This is a genomic window from Microcystis flos-aquae FACHB-1344 (assembly GCF_014698375.1).
GTDB lineage: Bacteria > Cyanobacteriota > Cyanobacteriia > Cyanobacteriales > Microcystaceae > Microcystis > Microcystis aeruginosa.
In genome coordinates, this window is sequence record NZ_JACJSW010000053.1 from 1 (window position 1) to 16,709 (window position 16,709).

Genomic DNA, 16,709 nt, shown 5'->3' on the forward strand with positions numbered 1-16,709 from the left:
TCTCAATGATGCTTCAGTTATTTCGGTTTTAGAAGAGATGTTAAAAGCCGCACTTATAGTAAATTCTTTTGAGGAGTGTAGGAAGTCTTTTAGTATCATCATAAATAAGTAGTTTGGCTAATACCTACCTTACTTAGTAAACTGTTTGAAATCATCGACAATATGATGACTTTATACCCTGAATTACAGTCAAGCTTAGAGAGTAAAATCAAACAATTTGAGGAGGAAAGAACCATGCCTTTAATGAGTAATATGGAGTTACGAGGGATAGAACGCGGTAAGGAAATTGGTAAGGAAATTGGTAAGGAAATTGGAGCATTACAAAAAAGCCGCGATGCCATAAAAACAGTTTTAACTGTGCGGTTTGGACAAATTTCTTCAGAAATTGAAGAGATAATCGGCAAAATCACTAACCCTACTATCTTAGAAGAGCTACTAAAATTAGCAGCTACCGCTAATTCTCTCGCAGAATTTAAGCAGTCTTTGGCAAGAATCCAATAAGAAAATCTTGCCGTAGGGTAGGCATTGTCCACCCATTCACCTTGAAACCCTCAGCCAAAAAACAATATCGAGAAAACGGATTTTTTCAAGGAACCCGTTTTCTGGACTTATGGCGATCGCCTTCCCGCCATGACCCACTAAAATTGTCATTGTGAGGGGGTAGATGATACAGTTTTTCTGATCTGGCTACGAGATAAGCGTGCCAAAAACACTGAGGAGCAGACCGCACTATCAAAAAATGCTATAATTTTCAATAAATTACGTCAATAAATATCAATCATGAACTCTTTTGCTATTCGCTTAGAAAAAAATGGAACAATTAATGTTCCTCAAGCTATCCAAGATAAACTCAATCTTTGCGAAGGAGATTTATTAAATTTAATAGAAATTGAGGGTATTATTTTGTTGACTTTACAACAACCAAAAGTCCCTCAACTGTCTGACCAAATTACAACAATTCGAGAAGAAGCCAATGTTACACTGAATGATTTATTACAAGGATTAGACGAAGAAAGGCAAAAAATATACCAACAAAAACATTAATATGAAGAGAATTTTTGCTGATTCCAGTATCTTAATTGCTGGTGCAGCTTCTAAAACAGGTGCAAGTCGAGCAGTGCTGACAATGGCTGAAATTGGCTTATTTAAAATACTTATTTCAGAACAAGTGTTAGAAGAATGCCAGCGAAATCTTTATAAAAAAATTCCCTTAGCGCTTCCCATTTTCAAGCAACTTATCAGCCAGATAAATCCTGAAATTTTACCGAATCCATCTCAAGAACAATTCTTACGATTTTGTAAAATTATTGAAGAAAAAGATGCTCCTATTCTTGCAGCTGCTTTATTGGCTAATGCAGATAGATTACTAAGCTTAAACACCAAAGATTTTACGTCACGCGTTGCTGAACAAACAGGAATAATTATGCAAACGCCATCGCAATTTATACAAGACATTCGCTCAATTATTAATCATGAGTTATGACTTAGGGTATTAGTGATTGCCTTTAGAAAACGGGTTTCTTGAAACCCGTTTTCTGTATAAATATTAATTTCTGTTACAGGGGTCTTGAAAGATTGGGTATTGTTGGGCTAAAACTATTAGCAATAAACCTTTGCAGTTAATGTCATGACTTCTTCACTGTTGCCGATTCTTCCTGCTATTTACGATGTTTTGTTCGATTTTGCCCAATCTGATGGCTTGAGTCAAGCTAATCAGGTGGATAGTGTGAGAAATCAGCGTTTAACCCCTACCGTAGTCTTCCTCGATGCTGGTGTCACCGATTATCAAAGTCTCCAAGCTGGAGTAATTCCAGAAGTCGCCACCGTTATTCTCTCTCCCAATCAAGACAGAATCGAACAAATATCCGCTTTTTTACCACAAAATCCCCAGATTATTACCACCACCTCTATTATTAAATCAGTGCGTTACGCTATCGCGCTTCACAGCCTACGAGTAAGCAAACAACTCAAATGAAACAACCAACCGCCAATTATGATGAACCCTGGAAAGAAGCATTAAGCGAGTATTTTAAAGCCTTTTTAGATTTCTTTTTTCCTGAAGTTCACCAATTGATTGATTGGACAAAAACTCCCGAATCCCTAGAAAAAGAACTCAAACGGATTACCGCTTCAGCAAAGACAAAAAAACGTTTCGCTGACAAACTCTATAAAGTTTGGTTACTCAGGGGTGAAGAAGTCTGGATTTTGATTCATATTGAAATTCAAAGTCAATACGAAGAAAATTTCCCTCAGAGGATGTATATTTATAACTATCGGGCCTTTGATTTGTATCAGAAACCAGTTATCAGTCTGGCAATTTTAGGAGATGAACGAGTAAATTGGCGACCAGATTCCTATAATTATACTATCGCCGGCTGTGAAGTGAGTCTGAGATTCCCAACGGTTAAATTACTGGACTATGAGGAAAGCTGGTCAGAACTAGAAGCAAGTAGCAATCCCTTTGCTATAATAGTCATGGCACATCTGAAAACAAAAGCGACTACTGGGAAGCTGCCAGAACGGGAACAGTGGAAGTGGAAGTTAATCAGGGGATTATATGAAAAGGAGTTTAAGAGGGAACAGATAATTAAACTGTTTGAAATCATCGACAATATGATGACTTTATCAACTAAATTACAGGAAAGCTTAGAGAGTAAAATCAAACAATTTGAGGAGGAAAGAACCATGCCTTTAATGAGTAATCTGGAGTTACGAGGAAGGAAAATTGGTGAGGAAATTGGGGAGTTACGAGGAATGGAACGCGGTAAGGAAATTGGTAAGGAAATTGGTAAGGAAATAGGCAAGGAAATTGGAGCGTTAGAAAATGCTCGTGATTTTGTGAAAAAAGTTTTGGAAAACCGACTAGGCGATATCCCTGGAGATATTGGACAATGTCTCAATGATGCTTCAGTTATTTCGGTTTTAGAAGAGATGTTAAAAGCCGCACTTATAGTAAATTCTTTTGAGGAGTGTAGGAAGTCTTTTAGTATCATCATAAATAAGTAGTGTGGGTAATACCTACCTTACTTAGTAAACTGTTTGAAATCATCGATAATATGATGACTTTATCCCCTGAATTACAGTCAAGTTTAGAGAGTAAAATCAAACAATTTGAGGAGGAAAGAACCATGCCTTTAGTAAGTAATATGGAGTTACGAGGAATCGAACGCGGTAAAGAAATTGGCAAGGAAATTGGTAAGGAAATTGGCAAGGAAATTGGGGTGCTAGAAAAAAGCCGCGATGCCATAAAAACAGTTTTAACCGTGCGGTTTGGACAGATTTCTTCAGAAATTGAAGAGATAATCGGCAAAATGACTAACCCTACTATCTTAGAAGAGCTACTAAAATTAGCAGCTACCGCTAATTCTCTCGCAGAATTTAAGCAGTCTTTGGCAAGAATCCAATAATCTTATCCTAATATCTAGAAAACGGGTTCCTTTGAGAAACCCGTTTTCTGTAAATTTTTGTTATATCCCCCTTGAAAGATTGGGGATTGTTGAGCTAAAAATGTTAGCAATAAACCTTTACAGTTAATATCATGACTTCTTCTCTTTTGCCGATTCTTCCTGCTATTTACGATGTTTTGTTTAATTTCGCTGAATCTGATGGTTTTTGGGCGAATTTAGAAACCGCTTTTGGCACAAGTTATGATGTGGTTAAGGCGACAGAAATACAACAGCAGTGGCAAAGCCGAAATTTTAGTCAACTTCCTGAGATTGAGGTTGTCAACAGCAGTGTTTTAGGTAGTGCAAATGGCGCTTATGGGATTAGCACCAATAAGATATATCTATCTGAAAGCTTTTTTGCTTCTGCTAGTTTAGATGCTTTGGTTACGGTGATTTTAGAAGAAATTGGGCATTATGTGGATGCTCAAATTAATAGGGTGGATACGGTGGGGGATGAGGGAGAATTATTTTCTCATCTGGTGAGAGGGGTTAATTTAACTGAGGCTGAGTTAACTTATATTCAAGCAGAAGATGATCGTGCTGTTATTGATTTAGAGGGACAATTTATAGGGGTTGAACAAACAGCACCAATTACTTTAATCGTTAATACTACTATAGATGAGAATGATGGAAGTGCCACTATTGGGAGTGGTTTATCTTTGCGGGATGCTGTTACAATTGCTAATAAAAGTCCTAATACTCCCTATATTATTAAGCTGAAATCAGGAACGACTTATGCTTTAACTTATGTTAATAATACGACAACAGGCGATCGCAGTTTGAATACGAATGGTACGATTACCATTGAAACTGATGGAACAGCACTAGCTTCTATTGTTAATAATGCTAGTCCTATCTCTGGACAAAATGATAATAATTCTATTATATACAACTCTAGTAAACTTGGAGTTACATTAAATAATCTCTATATCAGCAACAAAGCAGGAAGAGGGATTTACAACAGTGGAAAATTAACATTAACCAACAATACAATATCTGGTAATACGGGAGGGGGAATTGAAAACAATGGAACATTAACATTAACCAACAATACAATATCTGGTAATACGGCTGGTTATGGAGGGGGAATTTTTAGCGTTAGCGGGGGAACATTAACATTAACCAACAATACAATAACTGGTAATACGGCTGGTTATGGAGGGGGAATTTTTAGCGGGGGAACATTAACATTAACTAACAATAAAATAACTGGTAATAAGGCTACTTATACGGGAGGGGGAATTTACACTTCGTCATTTGGAGAATCAACATCAACATTATTAACCAACAATACAATAACTGGTAATACAGCTGATAGTGGAGGGGGAATTTACATTTCGTGGGGGGCAACATCAACCAGAATAATCAACAAAAATACAATAACTGATAATACGGCTAAACGAGGAGGGGGAATTTACGCCAATGCCAGTGGGGTGGCATTAACATTAGAAAATAATGCAATAACTGGTAATACAGCTGATAGTGGAGGGGGAATTTATAAACAGAGTGGAACATTATCTTCAATCAACAACACAATAGTTGGTAATACGGCTAATGATAAAGGAGGGGGAATTTACAATGACCATCCAAGTCCGTATTTAACATTAGATGGCTTATATTTGAATAATAATATTATTACTGGCAATAGTGCCGATTACGGTGGTGGTGTTTTCAATAGAAGTATCAATCCGTATGGGGATAATAAATGGTATACAAATAGTATTATTAGTGGAAATACTGCGAACAAAGTTTGGTATTTAGGCCCCAACGTCACATCTAGTTATTATCCTTGGTATTCCAAAGATCATCGACATCCAGATATATTTACTGAGGGGAGTGTTTTTGGACTCCCACCCACTCCTAATCCTCCACCTAAACCAACGATATCAGTCAGTAATGCGCGGTTTGATGCTCCCGCAGGGAAGGTTATTTTCGAGGTTAAACTATCCTCAACCTATGATAAACCCATAACCGTTGATTACTATACCCTTGATGGAAGTGCCAATTCAATAGACCCTAACCAATTAAAAGATTTTAACAATGTTGTCAAACAAACCCTCTCCTTCTTCCCAGGACAAACCAGTAAACAAATAGAAATTACTGTTTTAGGAAGTGCGCCTCCTACCGACCAAACCTTTGAGATTTTTGCTAGAGACACCGCTTATCGTAATTGGACAGATACGGACAAAGGCAAAGAAGTAGATAAGATCTATGACTATAGTGACCTGGGTTACGAAGGCTATCGTATCAATAAAGTTTTCAAAGATTCTACCACAGGATTTGATGCTTTTGGTTTAACTTCTGATGAAAAATTCTTTCTGGTTTTAGCCAATCCCCTTAATGCCAATGAATTTACATCCAATAGCAATAACTTACTGCAAGATATTGCCAACACTTCAGGCGGTAACAATACCGCCGCCTATACTGCTGGACAGAATCTAATCAACCAACTCACCAGCACCAAGCAATCCTATACCTTCACTGATGGCACAATTTATGACCTTGCTAAACCTCCTGTTTTAGCCATTCGGGGTACTGAATTCTCATCTGGTAAAGATTTATTAAGTGATACTGAAACCGAAGGAGTTGGCTATAATCAATTTAATAACAATAAAGCCGCAATCAATCAATGGCTTTCAGAAGTATCTAATCCCGTAAGCGGATTGACTCTAAAACCTCATATTACAGGACATAGTTTAGGCGGTGCATTAAGTCAGTGGGTAGGGGGTAGTTATACAGGACAACTCGGAAAGATTGTTACTTTCAATAGTCCGGGTATTTCCCAACAACCCGGCATTAATTTCAACGCTACTAATAACTTAGGTGTCACTCATTACATAACTTCGGCTGATTTGGTTAGCATTGCAGGTTCAAAATATCTGAGTGGAGTCTGGAACTTAGAAAAATATTCAAAACTAACATCTGCAATTACTTTTGAAAAACATTCAGTTCCCGTCTTAAATCAAACTATTACAAGAACTAATTTGTCAAAGCCGACAGATTTAACTCGGAAAGTTGCCAACGGAAATACTAATGATTTAAGTAGTTACTGGTTTACATATTTGCCTGATGCTGATTATTTTGCTCTTCAAGCAGCCGTTACTCTAATAAGTCCAATTCTGGGTGCAGCTTTAACTTATCGTGGAACCGTTGAACTGAATCGAAAAGCAATTGGAAGTGCCATTGATGGTCTTGGAACTATATCCGATGCAGTAACATCCGCTTACAACGCAGCTAAATCTTGGACTTCAGATGCGTGGAATGCGATTATTGGACAGTCTGACAAGAAACTTGGTTTATCTCCATCAACTGCAAATCAAAGCAATTCAACGCTAAAGCTTGCATCATCTTTTCTGGACACAAATAGCTATGAAATAGCAACAACAGCTACAGCATCACAGACAATTGATAACTTTTGGGATGCCATACCTGACTGGGGAGATAACGCTTGGCAAGCTACAACTAAATGGTCAGGAGATGCTTGGAAAAGTATTGATGAATGGACACCCCAAACTTGGCAAGCAACAACAACCTGGACAGCAGCCGATTGGGATAAACCATTCTTTACTATCTCAAATCCGACAATTGTAGAAAACAATTCAGGAACAAATAACCTGATATTTAAAGTTATATTGTCAACCACAAGTACCCAAACAATTACCGTAAATTATGCCACTGCTAATAACACAGCAACAGCAGGAAGCGACTATACAGCCAAAACAGGTACTATCACCTTTACACCGGGACAAATCAGCCAAGATATTATTATTTCCGTCAATGGTGATACTGCAATTGAACCGGATGAGACTTTCTTGATTAACCTTTCTAATCCTAGCAATGCGCTGATTACAGATAATCAAGGATTAGGAACAATTACCAATGATGATGTCACCCTTCCTAATATCACTCTTGCGGTTTCTCCCGCAAGCGTAACTGAAGATGGGACAACAAATCTGGTTTATACCTTCACTCGTACCGGTTCCACCACTAATCCTTTAACCGTCAATTACACCCTCGGAGGGACAGCTACTCTCAATACCGACTACACTCGTACAGGGACTACCAATACAGTCACCTTTGCTGCTAATTCATCCACTGCTACCGTAACAGTTGACCCCACTGCTGATACTACAGTAGAAAGTGATGAAACTGTCACCTTAACCCTCGCTGCGGGGACAGGTTATAAAGTAGGTACAACCACCCCAGTGACGGGAACCATTAAGAATGATGATGTCACCCTTCCCAGTATCACTCTTGCGATTTCTCCCAGTAGTGTGACTGAAGATGGGACAACCAACTTGGTTTACACTTTTACCCGTAGCGGTTCCACAACTAATGCTTTAACAGTCAATTACACCCTCGGAGGGACAGCTACCCTCAATACCGACTACACTCGTACCGGGACTACCAATACAGTCACCTTCGCTGCTAATTCATCCACTGCTACTATAACTGTTGACCCCACTGCTGATACCACAGTTGAACCCGATGAGACTGTTATTTTAACCCTCGCGACCGGGACAGGTTATACAATTGGGACAACTACCGCAGTTACCGGAACAATTAATAATGATGATACCAATGTCACTCTTGCGGTTTCTCCTAGTAGTGTTACTGAAGACGGGACAAGTAATCTGGTTTATACCTTCACCCGTACTGGTGTAACAACTAACGCTTTAACCGTCAATTACACCCTCGGAGGGACAGCTACTCTTAATACCGATTACACTCGTACAGGGACTACCAATACAGTCACCTTTGCTGCTAATTCATCCACTGCTACCGTAACAGTTGACCCCACTGCGGATACCATAGTTGAACCGGATGAGACTGTTATTTTAACCCTCGCTGCGGGGACCGGTTATACAATAGGTACGGCCACCGCAGTGACGGGGACAATTACTAATGACGATTTCTCCAAACTCTCCATCAATAATATCACCGTGGTCGAAGGTCAAAATAGTAATGCTATCCTCACCGTCACAGTTGATAACCCCAATCCACAACAAATTAGCGTCAATTATACTACTGCACCCGTTAACGCTACCGCCAATGTAGATTACACTAGCAAGACCGGAACTATCACCATTGCACCTAATACTTCCACTGCTACTATTAGCATTCCCATCCTCAATGATAACCTTAATGAGGCAAACGAAACTTTTGCCATTAACCTCAGTAATCCCGTCAATGCAACTCTTAGCAATAATCAAGGAATTGTCACCATTAGCGATACCTTAACCGCTAATGTCACCACTACCCTACCCGCTAATGTGGAAAATCTGACCTTAAACGGAACCGCAAATATTAACGGAACTGGTAACGCTGCTAATAACATCCTGACAGGTAATAGCGGTAATAATACTCTCAATGGTGGTGCGGGAATTGATACCCTAATCGGTGGTTTAGGGAATGATACTTATCAAGTTGATACTACTACCGATACGATTACGGAAAATGCCAACCAAGGTACAGATACTGTTCAATCTTCTGTAACTTATACCCTGGGAAATAACCTAGAAAACCTCACCTTAACGGGAACCGCAAATATTAACGGAACTGGTAACACCTTAAATAACATTATCACCGGTAATAGTGGTAATAATACCCTCAATGGTAGTGATGGGAATGATACCTTGATTGGTGGTACTGGTAATGATACCATAACGGGAGGCACAGGTAGCGATCGCTTCACCTTCAACAACCGCAATGAAGGGATTGACACAATTACTGATTTTCTCTCCAGTCAGGGGGATAAAATTACTGTCTCTGCTGCGGGTTTTGGCGGTGGTTTAGCCGCAGGAGTTGCGATTACAACCGCTCAATTTGTGTTAGGAACAACTGCATTAAATGCCAGCAATCGCTTTATTTATAATACAATCACTGGAGGATTATTCTTTGATGGGGACGGGACAGGTACACTAGCAGCTATTCAAATTGCAACTCTTAGTTCTAAACCCACTCTTACCGCCTCTGATATACTTGTATTAGTTTAATCTTAATACAGCTTGTAGGGTGCGTTAGACGGCCAAAAATTGCTGCTTTGACTGGAAGGTGACAATCCGTCGTAACGCACCACCTATCATCGACTGTGATTGTGTGATGGACTATGATTGAAGTAACGCACCACCTATCATCGACTGTGATTGTGTGATGGACTATGATTGAAGTAACGCACCACCTATTATCAACTAAGTAGCTGGTTACAATTAAAGATAAAATACAAAGAATCAGAAGCCTGTCCCACTATCTAAGTGGGTAGAATTAAATATAAGATGAACGTAGGTTGGTTTGAAACATGAAACCCAACGCCTGCTCATGTTAAGCTTTTCACGACTACTTATAGTTAATCATGTATTTCTGGCAATTTCGTGTTTATCAGCGTCCTTTGCTGCGTCCCCTACAAACCCATCACGGACTCTGGCAAATTAGGGAAGGAATTATTATTCGCTTAGAAGCGGAAGATGGACGTATAGGATGGGGAGAAATTGCTCCTTTACCTGAATTTGGTTCAGAAACATTATCGGCAGCAATATTATTCTGTCAAAGTCTCGAAAATCCCCTATCAATAAATTCAATTTTTTCTATTCCCGAACAATTTCCTGCTTGTCAATTTGCCTTTGAATCAGCTTTAGAAGATTTAAGTATCGAGAATAAATCAAGAGAATTAGAACCGAAAAAGTATAGTTATTTATTACCCACTGGTGCGGCAGTATTTCCCTGTCTGGATGATATTTTAGCCGCTAATCAAACTAATACTTATAAATGGAAAATTGCGGTCAATTCTCTCAAGCAAGAGTTAACCTTATTTGAAAAATTAATTGAACGATTACCCAGGAACATTAAATTGCGTTTAGATGCCAATGGGGGATTAAGTATTGCTGAGAGTAGAATCTGGTTAAAAATTGCCGATGAATCTAAAATAATTGAATTTATCGAACAACCTTTACCCCCATCTCAATGGTTAGAAATGTTGCAATTAAGTCAAGATTTTACCACGGAGATTGCCTTAGATGAATCCGTAGCCAATCTTCGACAAATAGAGGAATGTTATCAACGGGGATGGCGAGGAATTTTTGTGATTAAACCTGCTATTACTGGTTCAATACAAGGGTTAAGAAATCTAAGGGAAAAATATCCCTTAGATTTAGTATTTTCCTCTGTTTTAGAAACTAATATCGGCAGAAAATCCGCTTTACGTCTAGCACAAGAATACCCCAAAAAGGAGCGAGCTTTAGGTTTTGGTGTGCAACAATGGTTTAATAATAGTGAACCCGATTGGTTGGAAAAACTGTGGACGACATCAGCAAACAATTAGCATATCTCAGTCAAAAAGATTGGTTATATGGATACAATAGCCAGAAATTTTATCAATTATATCAGTCCTATGCTCGGCAATTTATTGCCGCAGATAATCCTCGATTAACTATACTGCTTGCTGAAGGCAATCCCCTTAAATTCTTAGCGATATTCTTGGCTGCCGTCAGGTCAAAAAGTTGCCTATTTTTAGCTAATCCCGACTGGAAAACTAACGAATGGCAACAGGTTTTCTCTCTGGTGCAACCCGATGATATTTTTGGCGAAAATATCAAAGTTTTTAACCATAATTCTCCTCCTGTCAATCCTTTGACTAATTCTCTGATGATACCCACGGGAGGAACCTCGGGAAAAATTCGCTTTGCTATCCACAACTGGTTAACTTTAAATGCTTCTGTCAAAGGTTTCTCTGAATATTTTCAAGTCAAGCAGGTTAACTCTTTTTGCCTACTGCCCTTATATCATGTTAGTGGTTTAATGCAGTTTCTCAGAAGTTTTTTAACTGGGGGAAATTTTGCTGTTATTCCTTACCATAAAATCAAACAAAAGCGTGTCAATAATCTCAATCTTCAAGATTATTTTATCTCCTTAGTCCCCACTCAATTACAATTCTTTCTAGAAAATGATCCTCGATGGTTAGCCAATTTTAAAACAGTTTTCCTAGGAGGTTCCCCTGCATGGCCATCTTTACTAGAAAAAGCTAGAGAATATAATATTTGCCTATCTCCCACCTATGGAATGACAGAAACTGCCTCACAAATTGTCACCCTTAAACCAGAAGATTTTCGACGAGGAAATAATAGTAGTGGACAGCTATTACCCCATGCTCAGATAAAAATTAATCCCGATAACCAGAAAATTATTATTGAAGCTAAATCTTTATTTTTAGGTTATTATCCCCATCTTAATCAAGCAAGCTACTTCGAGACCGATGACTTAGGTTATTTGGATAAAAGTGGTTATTTATATATCATTGGTCGCGATAGTCAAAAAATAATTACCGGAGGAGAAAATGTTTATCCTTTTGAGGTAGAAAATGCCATTAGACAAACTGATTTAGTTAAAGATGTGGTGGTTTTAGGATTGCCAGATTCTCGATGGGGACAGGTAATTGTGGCTTTTTATGTACCCGTTAACTCTCAGATAGGCCAGGCAAGTATTCAATCCCTGATTAAGGATAAATTAGTCAATTATAAACTGCCGAAACATTGGATAAAATTACCAGAGATACCAAAAAGTCCCCAGGGGAAGATTAATCGAACCAATTTAATTAAATTAGCTGAAACTTTTTTGACACCGAGTCAAACCCCAGACGATAATTATAGCTGATCTAAACAGATACTCTAAGGAGAATCTTCAGGATAGTCGATAAATACCCGCTCTCCAACCTTAACCCCATTAAGAACCTGAGTTTTATCGCCGATGACTGGGCCAAGAGTCACCGGACGGAATTTAGGTTTATTCTCCTGGTTAGGAACTAATACCCCAGTCTTGCCATTTTGAGTTAAAACAGCGACATTTGGTACGACTAAAGCCTGAGGAATTGAGGACCCTAAAAGAGTCAGTCTCACATTCATTCCCGACAGGAGTTTTTCCTGTCCCGTTTCAATTGCTATCTGTACCTGAAAAGAGGTGACATTGTTAGTCCTGACTGCTTCTGGGGCAATCAAGCGGACTCTCCCTTGAAAGACTTTTTGCGGATAGGCATCAGTACGAATTTGCACCATTTGTCCGACTTTTATTTTACTAATATCTACTTCTGAAAGTTCGGCGAGAATCTCCAATCCCGTGGCTAAAGCAACAATTGAAGTAGAAGTAGCAGAAGCACTACTAGAAGCGGAAGTAGTTGGGGTGACAAAAGCACCGATGCTGGCATAGCGTTGAGTAATCAAGCCGGAAAAGGGAGCCACAACCACGCTATCTTGCATTTGGGATTGAACCCGCAAAACTTGAGCTTTGGCTACGGCGACTTCTGCCCTTGCTTGGGCAATTTCTTGGGGGCGGCTGCCATTTTCCAATTCTGTTAGTGCGGATTTAGCTTCAGCAACTTCGGCACGCGCCTGGGCAATTTCTTGGGGGCGGCTGCCATTTTTCAGTTTAGCTAATTGGTTCATTGCTTCTTGGCTATTAGCGGCAGCACTCTCAGCATCGGCAGTGGCTTCATCTAGTTTATCTTCAGCGATCGCTCCATCGGCTAAAAGCTGTCGGTTCCTCTCCAGTCTAGCGACGGCGAGTCTTTCTTTGGCTTGGACTGCTTCTAGTTGAGCTTGAGCTTGGGCAATGTCTTCAAGGCGACTGCCCGCCAGTAATTGAGCGAGACGGGCTTCGGTTTGGCTCAAACGGGCAAGACCTTGGGCGATGTCTTCAGGGCGGCTGCCCGCCAGCAATTCAGCGAGACGGGCTTCTTGGCGACTGAGGTTAGCCTGCGCTTCTATTAGTTGGGTGCGAATTTCTGTATCTTCCATGCGGGCGATAACTTGCCCTTCCTTGACCCGATCTCCTTTTTCCACGAGAAGTTCTGTCAAGCGCCCGGAAGTTTTGGGACTAATATTGACGCTTTCAATCGGTCTAACTGTGCCGCTGGCTTGAATTTCTAAGGTAAGGTTCTCTTGTTTGACGGCAACCGTGAGGTGATTGATGTCTGTGGGAGCAGCGGGACGGCGCGATGTTAGGTAAACTGTAGCAGTGCTGCCGATGATGCCGACGGTGAGGATTCCCATCGTCCAGGTACGGGGGAGCTTGAGGGTAATTTTGGGGATCACTGGAACTTGCATAGTTAGGTTTTATATACTCCGCAAGGCGACAATTGGGTCTAGTCGGGCTGCCTGTCGGGCAGGGGCGACTCCGAAAAATAGTCCGATACTTCCCGACACACCTAAAGTTAAAGCAATCACTAGAGGAGAAATGCTGGCTTTGAGGGGAGTAAAACTAGCAACGAGGATATTGCCGCCGACTCCCACAAAAGCCCCGATTGACCCCCCAAGTACCGAAAGGATAACTGCTTCAATAAGAAACTGCATGAGAATCTGGCGGCCAGATGCTCCTACTGCTTTTCGTAGTCCAATTTCTGAAGTGCGCTCACTTACAGAAATCAGCATAATATTCATGATACCAATGCCGCCGACGAAAAGAGAGATACTGGCGATCGCTACTAAGAATAAAGTCAGGGCGCTGGCAATCCGGTCGGCAGTTGCTGACAAATCTTTTTGAGTTTGTATGCTAAAGTCAGATGCCTGATGGCGCTGTCGCAGTAGATTTCTTACTTGAAATAGGGCGGCTTCTACTCTGGTTTTATCTCGTGCTGAAAAGGAAATAAAGGATAGTTCTATACCAGCAGAAGAGGTTCTTCCAGTCAGGCGATTGGCCATTGTGGTAACTGGTATCATGGCAACATCATCTAAATTGGTTCCTAATACTGAACCTTTCGGTTTCATCACTCCAATAACGCGAAAATCAATATTTCTAATCCGCACGTATTGATTTAGAGGATTTTCTTGGTTAAATAATTTTGTTGCCAATTCTGGTCCTAAAGTCACGACTAAATTATTGCTTTCAATATCTGATTCATTCAAAAATCGCCCCTTAGCTACATCAAAATTTCGCACCGAGAGATATTCTGGTGTGGTGCCAATAGCACGAGTCTCAAAGGTTTTACTGCCGTAATTTGCAACTTCGGTCGATTGAATTTCAGGAGCAACTTCTGACACGGCCGGCACTTGAGTGGCAATCGCTCTAGCATCTTCTAATACTAAACTTCTCGGTTTTTGATAAGTAGTCCCCCAACCATCGCTGACATCAGGGACGACAAATAAAACATTAGTTCCCAAGGATTGAAACTGCTGGGCTGCTAAATTTTGTGTTCCCTGACCAATTCCGAATAAGGTGATGACGGAAGCATTACCCACAATAATTCCTAGCATAGTCAGACTACTACGCAGTTTATTTTTGAGGAGATTTTGACTGGCAATTTGCCAATAATCAAAAATTTTCATTAGTTCCCTCCTGATTGAGTTTGACGGCGTAATTTTAGATTAATTAGGGCTTGAATTAAACGCCATACCATCAAGCCAAAAATGGCGATTAGAAAAGTTGAAGTAGCAAAAGCTTTTAATTCTTCTAAACTCAAAATAGGAGGCCAATGCCAAAGCTTAGAAGTAATTGAAACTACTGCTTGGGGATACTTGACTGATTCTTGCCAGAAGAGAGGAAAAATGAACCAAAGAAAATATCCCCAAATAGCAAAACTCAGGAAAGTATATAAGGTTAAAATTATCAAAATTATGGGAGGCCAAGGTAAAGGTTTTACTGGACGTTTCCTGAATTTATTGAAGAAATAATTAGAAATGCGTAAGGGTTGCGCCGCTAAATTTGTCACCCCCAAAGCATCAGCAAGGAACCAATAGCCATCAAACTTAAAGACTGGATTGAGGGTAAATAGACAACTGCCCACAATCATCAAGAGAGCGAGTTTAAAGGCGAGCAAATCAGTAAATTTATAGATTATAACATAAACAGCAGCAACTACCAATTGGAAAAATACGCCGCCGATATCGACAATTACCCTTTGCCAACGCTTGAGTCGCCAAGCGGCACTAACATCACTATAAAAAGCTGGCCAAATCAGATAGAAAGTAAACCCAATATCACTGGGTTCACTACCATAACGGCTACAGGCACTCGCGTGACCTAATTCATGAATTATTAGGGAAAATAGAAATAGTAAATAGCCCCAGAAAAAGCCATCTGGTGTAACTTCTAGCTTAAAATCATTATGGGGAGCAATAGCAACGGCTAGTGCCATGAAACCTAGCAAAAAATAGACAATAATTTTAGAAAAGGCAAAAGAAAGAGAAGCTGCGATGGGACGAACCCAACTTTTCGGCAGTAGGGGAAATCGGAAGAAAAATTCTGACTGCTTTGACTTAGGATTGCGCTCAATTTCATTAATTTGTCCTAATACTTTATGATAAGCTGCTTCAACTTGAGCAGGTGATACCTGCTGTCCTTTTTTATTCAGATCTTCAGCCACTGACTCGAAGGAAACCCCCAAGCTGTGCTGTTCCAAAAGGTAATAGGAAGTAGATGACAGTCTAATATAGGTGGGATTTGTTCCCACTGCTAATAGATAAACTTGACGACCTTCAGATGTATCAACTATCAGTCGTTCTTGAATTCCCTGGATGTCTGGTAATCTGTTCATATTGCTTCAAGTTTTTGCAACCTACTAACTGAAAAAATACGAGATCCACGGCAATCGCCGTGACAGTGTAAATGATTTCTGTACTGGGACTAAGGTCTTGAGGAACTAGCAAAATATCAGTGAACAACAAATTCTGTAAGCCATGGCTGAGAATTGCTGGATAAACACTGTTAGTTCTCATGCGAATTGCACACCAAGCCAAGCCATCGGCAATGAAAAGAGGAATCCAACTCGGCTGTCCTAAAGACAAGTGTAACAGGCCAAATAAAAAAGAACTGATAGCAGCCGCTACTACTGGTCGAGAAATTTCTTTTAAGGTTCCACTATAAAGTAACCCGCGAAAGTGAATTTCTTCAGTTGCCCCATTGATGAATAGGAAAAACAATAAATCTGGAATTAGTATTTCCCACTTGGGCAAGCTAACACGGTAAGGCAAAAAGATAACCCAAGTTAGAGAACGCAATGCTAAAAAAGAGAAGGCCCAAAGGAAGGAAGACAGTTGGGGAATGCCACCTAGACCACAATCCTTAAAACTATACCAGCGATAAATTAGATATAAGCTGACTAATAACTGCCCTCCATAGATTAGTAAGGATAAAATTTGGTTATCTGCCTGCAATAAGTAAGCAGGCAATGCTAAAATAGCACTGCCGAAGAGAGGAAAGAAGAACAGGGCAGTGATTCGCCCAACTTTCTTGATACTATCCGCTTTTATTGCCTTGAGTATTGCCATTTTTCTCTTATTC

At 40.0% G+C, this 16,709-nt stretch carries 10 protein-coding genes and 3 pseudogenes; 9 read left to right on the plus strand and 4 right to left on the minus strand.

What is annotated here, in order from left to right:
• Positions 1 to 138 precede the first annotated feature (138 nt).
• The 9 genes and pseudogenes from H6G48_RS03945 to H6G48_RS03985 form a co-directional block, all read left to right on the plus strand.
• Positions 139 to 501 (plus strand): annotated as a pseudogene (locus tag H6G48_RS03945) (hypothetical protein); the annotation flags it as partial.
• Positions 502 to 780: 279 nt separating this feature from the next.
• Complete coding sequence (locus H6G48_RS03950; protein ID WP_079205536.1) at positions 781 to 1,044, plus strand: AbrB/MazE/SpoVT family DNA-binding domain-containing protein; 264 nt, start codon at positions 781 to 783, stop codon at positions 1,042 to 1,044.
• Position 1,045: 1 nt separating this feature from the next.
• Positions 1,046 to 1,483: a PIN domain-containing protein gene (locus H6G48_RS03955; protein ID WP_190719290.1), complete on the plus strand. Its 438-nt coding sequence runs from the start codon at positions 1,046 to 1,048 to the stop codon at positions 1,481 to 1,483.
• A gap of 144 nt (positions 1,484 to 1,627) precedes the next feature.
• Positions 1,628 to 1,975, plus strand: a complete 348-nt coding sequence (locus tag H6G48_RS03960) for a DUF4347 domain-containing protein (protein ID WP_190719293.1) — start codon at positions 1,628 to 1,630, stop codon at positions 1,973 to 1,975.
• A complete protein-coding gene (locus tag H6G48_RS03965) occupies positions 1,972 to 3,006 on the plus strand; it encodes an RpnC/YadD family protein (protein WP_190719296.1) in 1,035 nt (344 codons plus the stop codon). Before H6G48_RS03960 ends, H6G48_RS03965 begins: the two co-directional genes overlap by 4 nt.
• A 26-nt stretch (positions 3,007 to 3,032) precedes the next feature.
• Positions 3,033 to 3,407: pseudogene (locus H6G48_RS03970) on the plus strand (hypothetical protein); the annotation flags it as partial.
• Between the two features lie 131 nt (positions 3,408 to 3,538).
• Complete coding sequence (locus H6G48_RS03975) at positions 3,539 to 9,442, plus strand: beta strand repeat-containing protein (RefSeq protein ID WP_190719301.1); 5,904 nt, start codon at positions 3,539 to 3,541, stop codon at positions 9,440 to 9,442.
• 356 nt (positions 9,443 to 9,798) lie between these two features.
• Complete coding sequence (locus H6G48_RS03980; protein WP_190719303.1) at positions 9,799 to 10,764, plus strand: o-succinylbenzoate synthase; 966 nt, start codon at positions 9,799 to 9,801, stop codon at positions 10,762 to 10,764.
• A pseudogene (locus H6G48_RS03985) lies at positions 10,740 to 12,082 on the plus strand (2-succinylbenzoate--CoA ligase). The gene H6G48_RS03980 and the pseudogene H6G48_RS03985 overlap by 25 nt, the downstream one beginning before the upstream one ends.
• A gap of 24 nt (positions 12,083 to 12,106) precedes the next feature.
• Here the strand turns inward: H6G48_RS03985 and H6G48_RS03990 are convergent.
• Genes H6G48_RS03990 through H6G48_RS04005 form a run of 4 tightly spaced genes read right to left on the minus strand, consistent with a single transcriptional unit; the run spans position 12,107 to position 16,696 of the window.
• The gene (locus H6G48_RS03990; protein WP_190719307.1) at positions 12,107 to 13,537 is read right to left on the minus strand and encodes an efflux RND transporter periplasmic adaptor subunit; all 1,431 of its coding nucleotides are present in this window, start codon (positions 13,535 to 13,537) and stop codon (positions 12,107 to 12,109) included.
• Positions 13,538 to 13,546: 9 nt separating this feature from the next.
• On the minus strand, positions 13,547 to 14,755 hold the full coding sequence (locus H6G48_RS03995) for an ABC transporter permease (protein ID WP_072924667.1): 1,209 nt from the start codon (positions 14,753 to 14,755) through the stop codon (positions 13,547 to 13,549).
• On the minus strand, positions 14,755 to 15,963 hold the full coding sequence (locus H6G48_RS04000; RefSeq protein ID WP_190719309.1) for a M50 family metallopeptidase: 1,209 nt from the start codon (positions 15,961 to 15,963) through the stop codon (positions 14,755 to 14,757). The genes H6G48_RS03995 and H6G48_RS04000 overlap by 1 nt, the downstream gene beginning before the upstream one ends.
• A complete protein-coding gene (locus H6G48_RS04005) occupies positions 15,914 to 16,696 on the minus strand; it encodes a CPBP family intramembrane glutamic endopeptidase (protein ID WP_190719311.1) in 783 nt (260 codons plus the stop codon). The genes H6G48_RS04000 and H6G48_RS04005 overlap by 50 nt, the downstream gene beginning before the upstream one ends.
• Between the last annotated feature and the right edge of the window lie 13 nt (positions 16,697 to 16,709).

Coding starts and splice junctions, on each gene's coding strand:
- H6G48_RS03950 (WP_079205536.1), top strand. CDS start 781: ATGAACTCTTTTGCTATTCGCTTAGAAAAAAATGGAACAATTAATGTT.
- H6G48_RS03955 (WP_190719290.1), top strand. CDS start 1,046: ATGAAGAGAATTTTTGCTGATTCCAGTATCTTAATTGCTGGTGCAGCT.
- H6G48_RS03960 (WP_190719293.1), top strand. CDS start 1,628: ATGACTTCTTCACTGTTGCCGATTCTTCCTGCTATTTACGATGTTTTG.
- H6G48_RS03965 (WP_190719296.1), top strand. CDS start 1,972: ATGAAACAACCAACCGCCAATTATGATGAACCCTGGAAAGAAGCATTA.
- H6G48_RS03975 (WP_190719301.1), top strand. CDS start 3,539: ATGACTTCTTCTCTTTTGCCGATTCTTCCTGCTATTTACGATGTTTTG.
- H6G48_RS03980 (WP_190719303.1), top strand. CDS start 9,799: ATGTATTTCTGGCAATTTCGTGTTTATCAGCGTCCTTTGCTGCGTCCC.
- H6G48_RS03990 (WP_190719307.1), bottom strand. CDS start 13,537: ATGCAAGTTCCAGTGATCCCCAAAATTACCCTCAAGCTCCCCCGTACC.
- H6G48_RS03995 (WP_072924667.1), bottom strand. CDS start 14,755: ATGAAAATTTTTGATTATTGGCAAATTGCCAGTCAAAATCTCCTCAAA.
- H6G48_RS04000 (WP_190719309.1), bottom strand. CDS start 15,963: ATGAACAGATTACCAGACATCCAGGGAATTCAAGAACGACTGATAGTT.
- H6G48_RS04005 (WP_190719311.1), bottom strand. CDS start 16,696: ATGGCAATACTCAAGGCAATAAAAGCGGATAGTATCAAGAAAGTTGGG.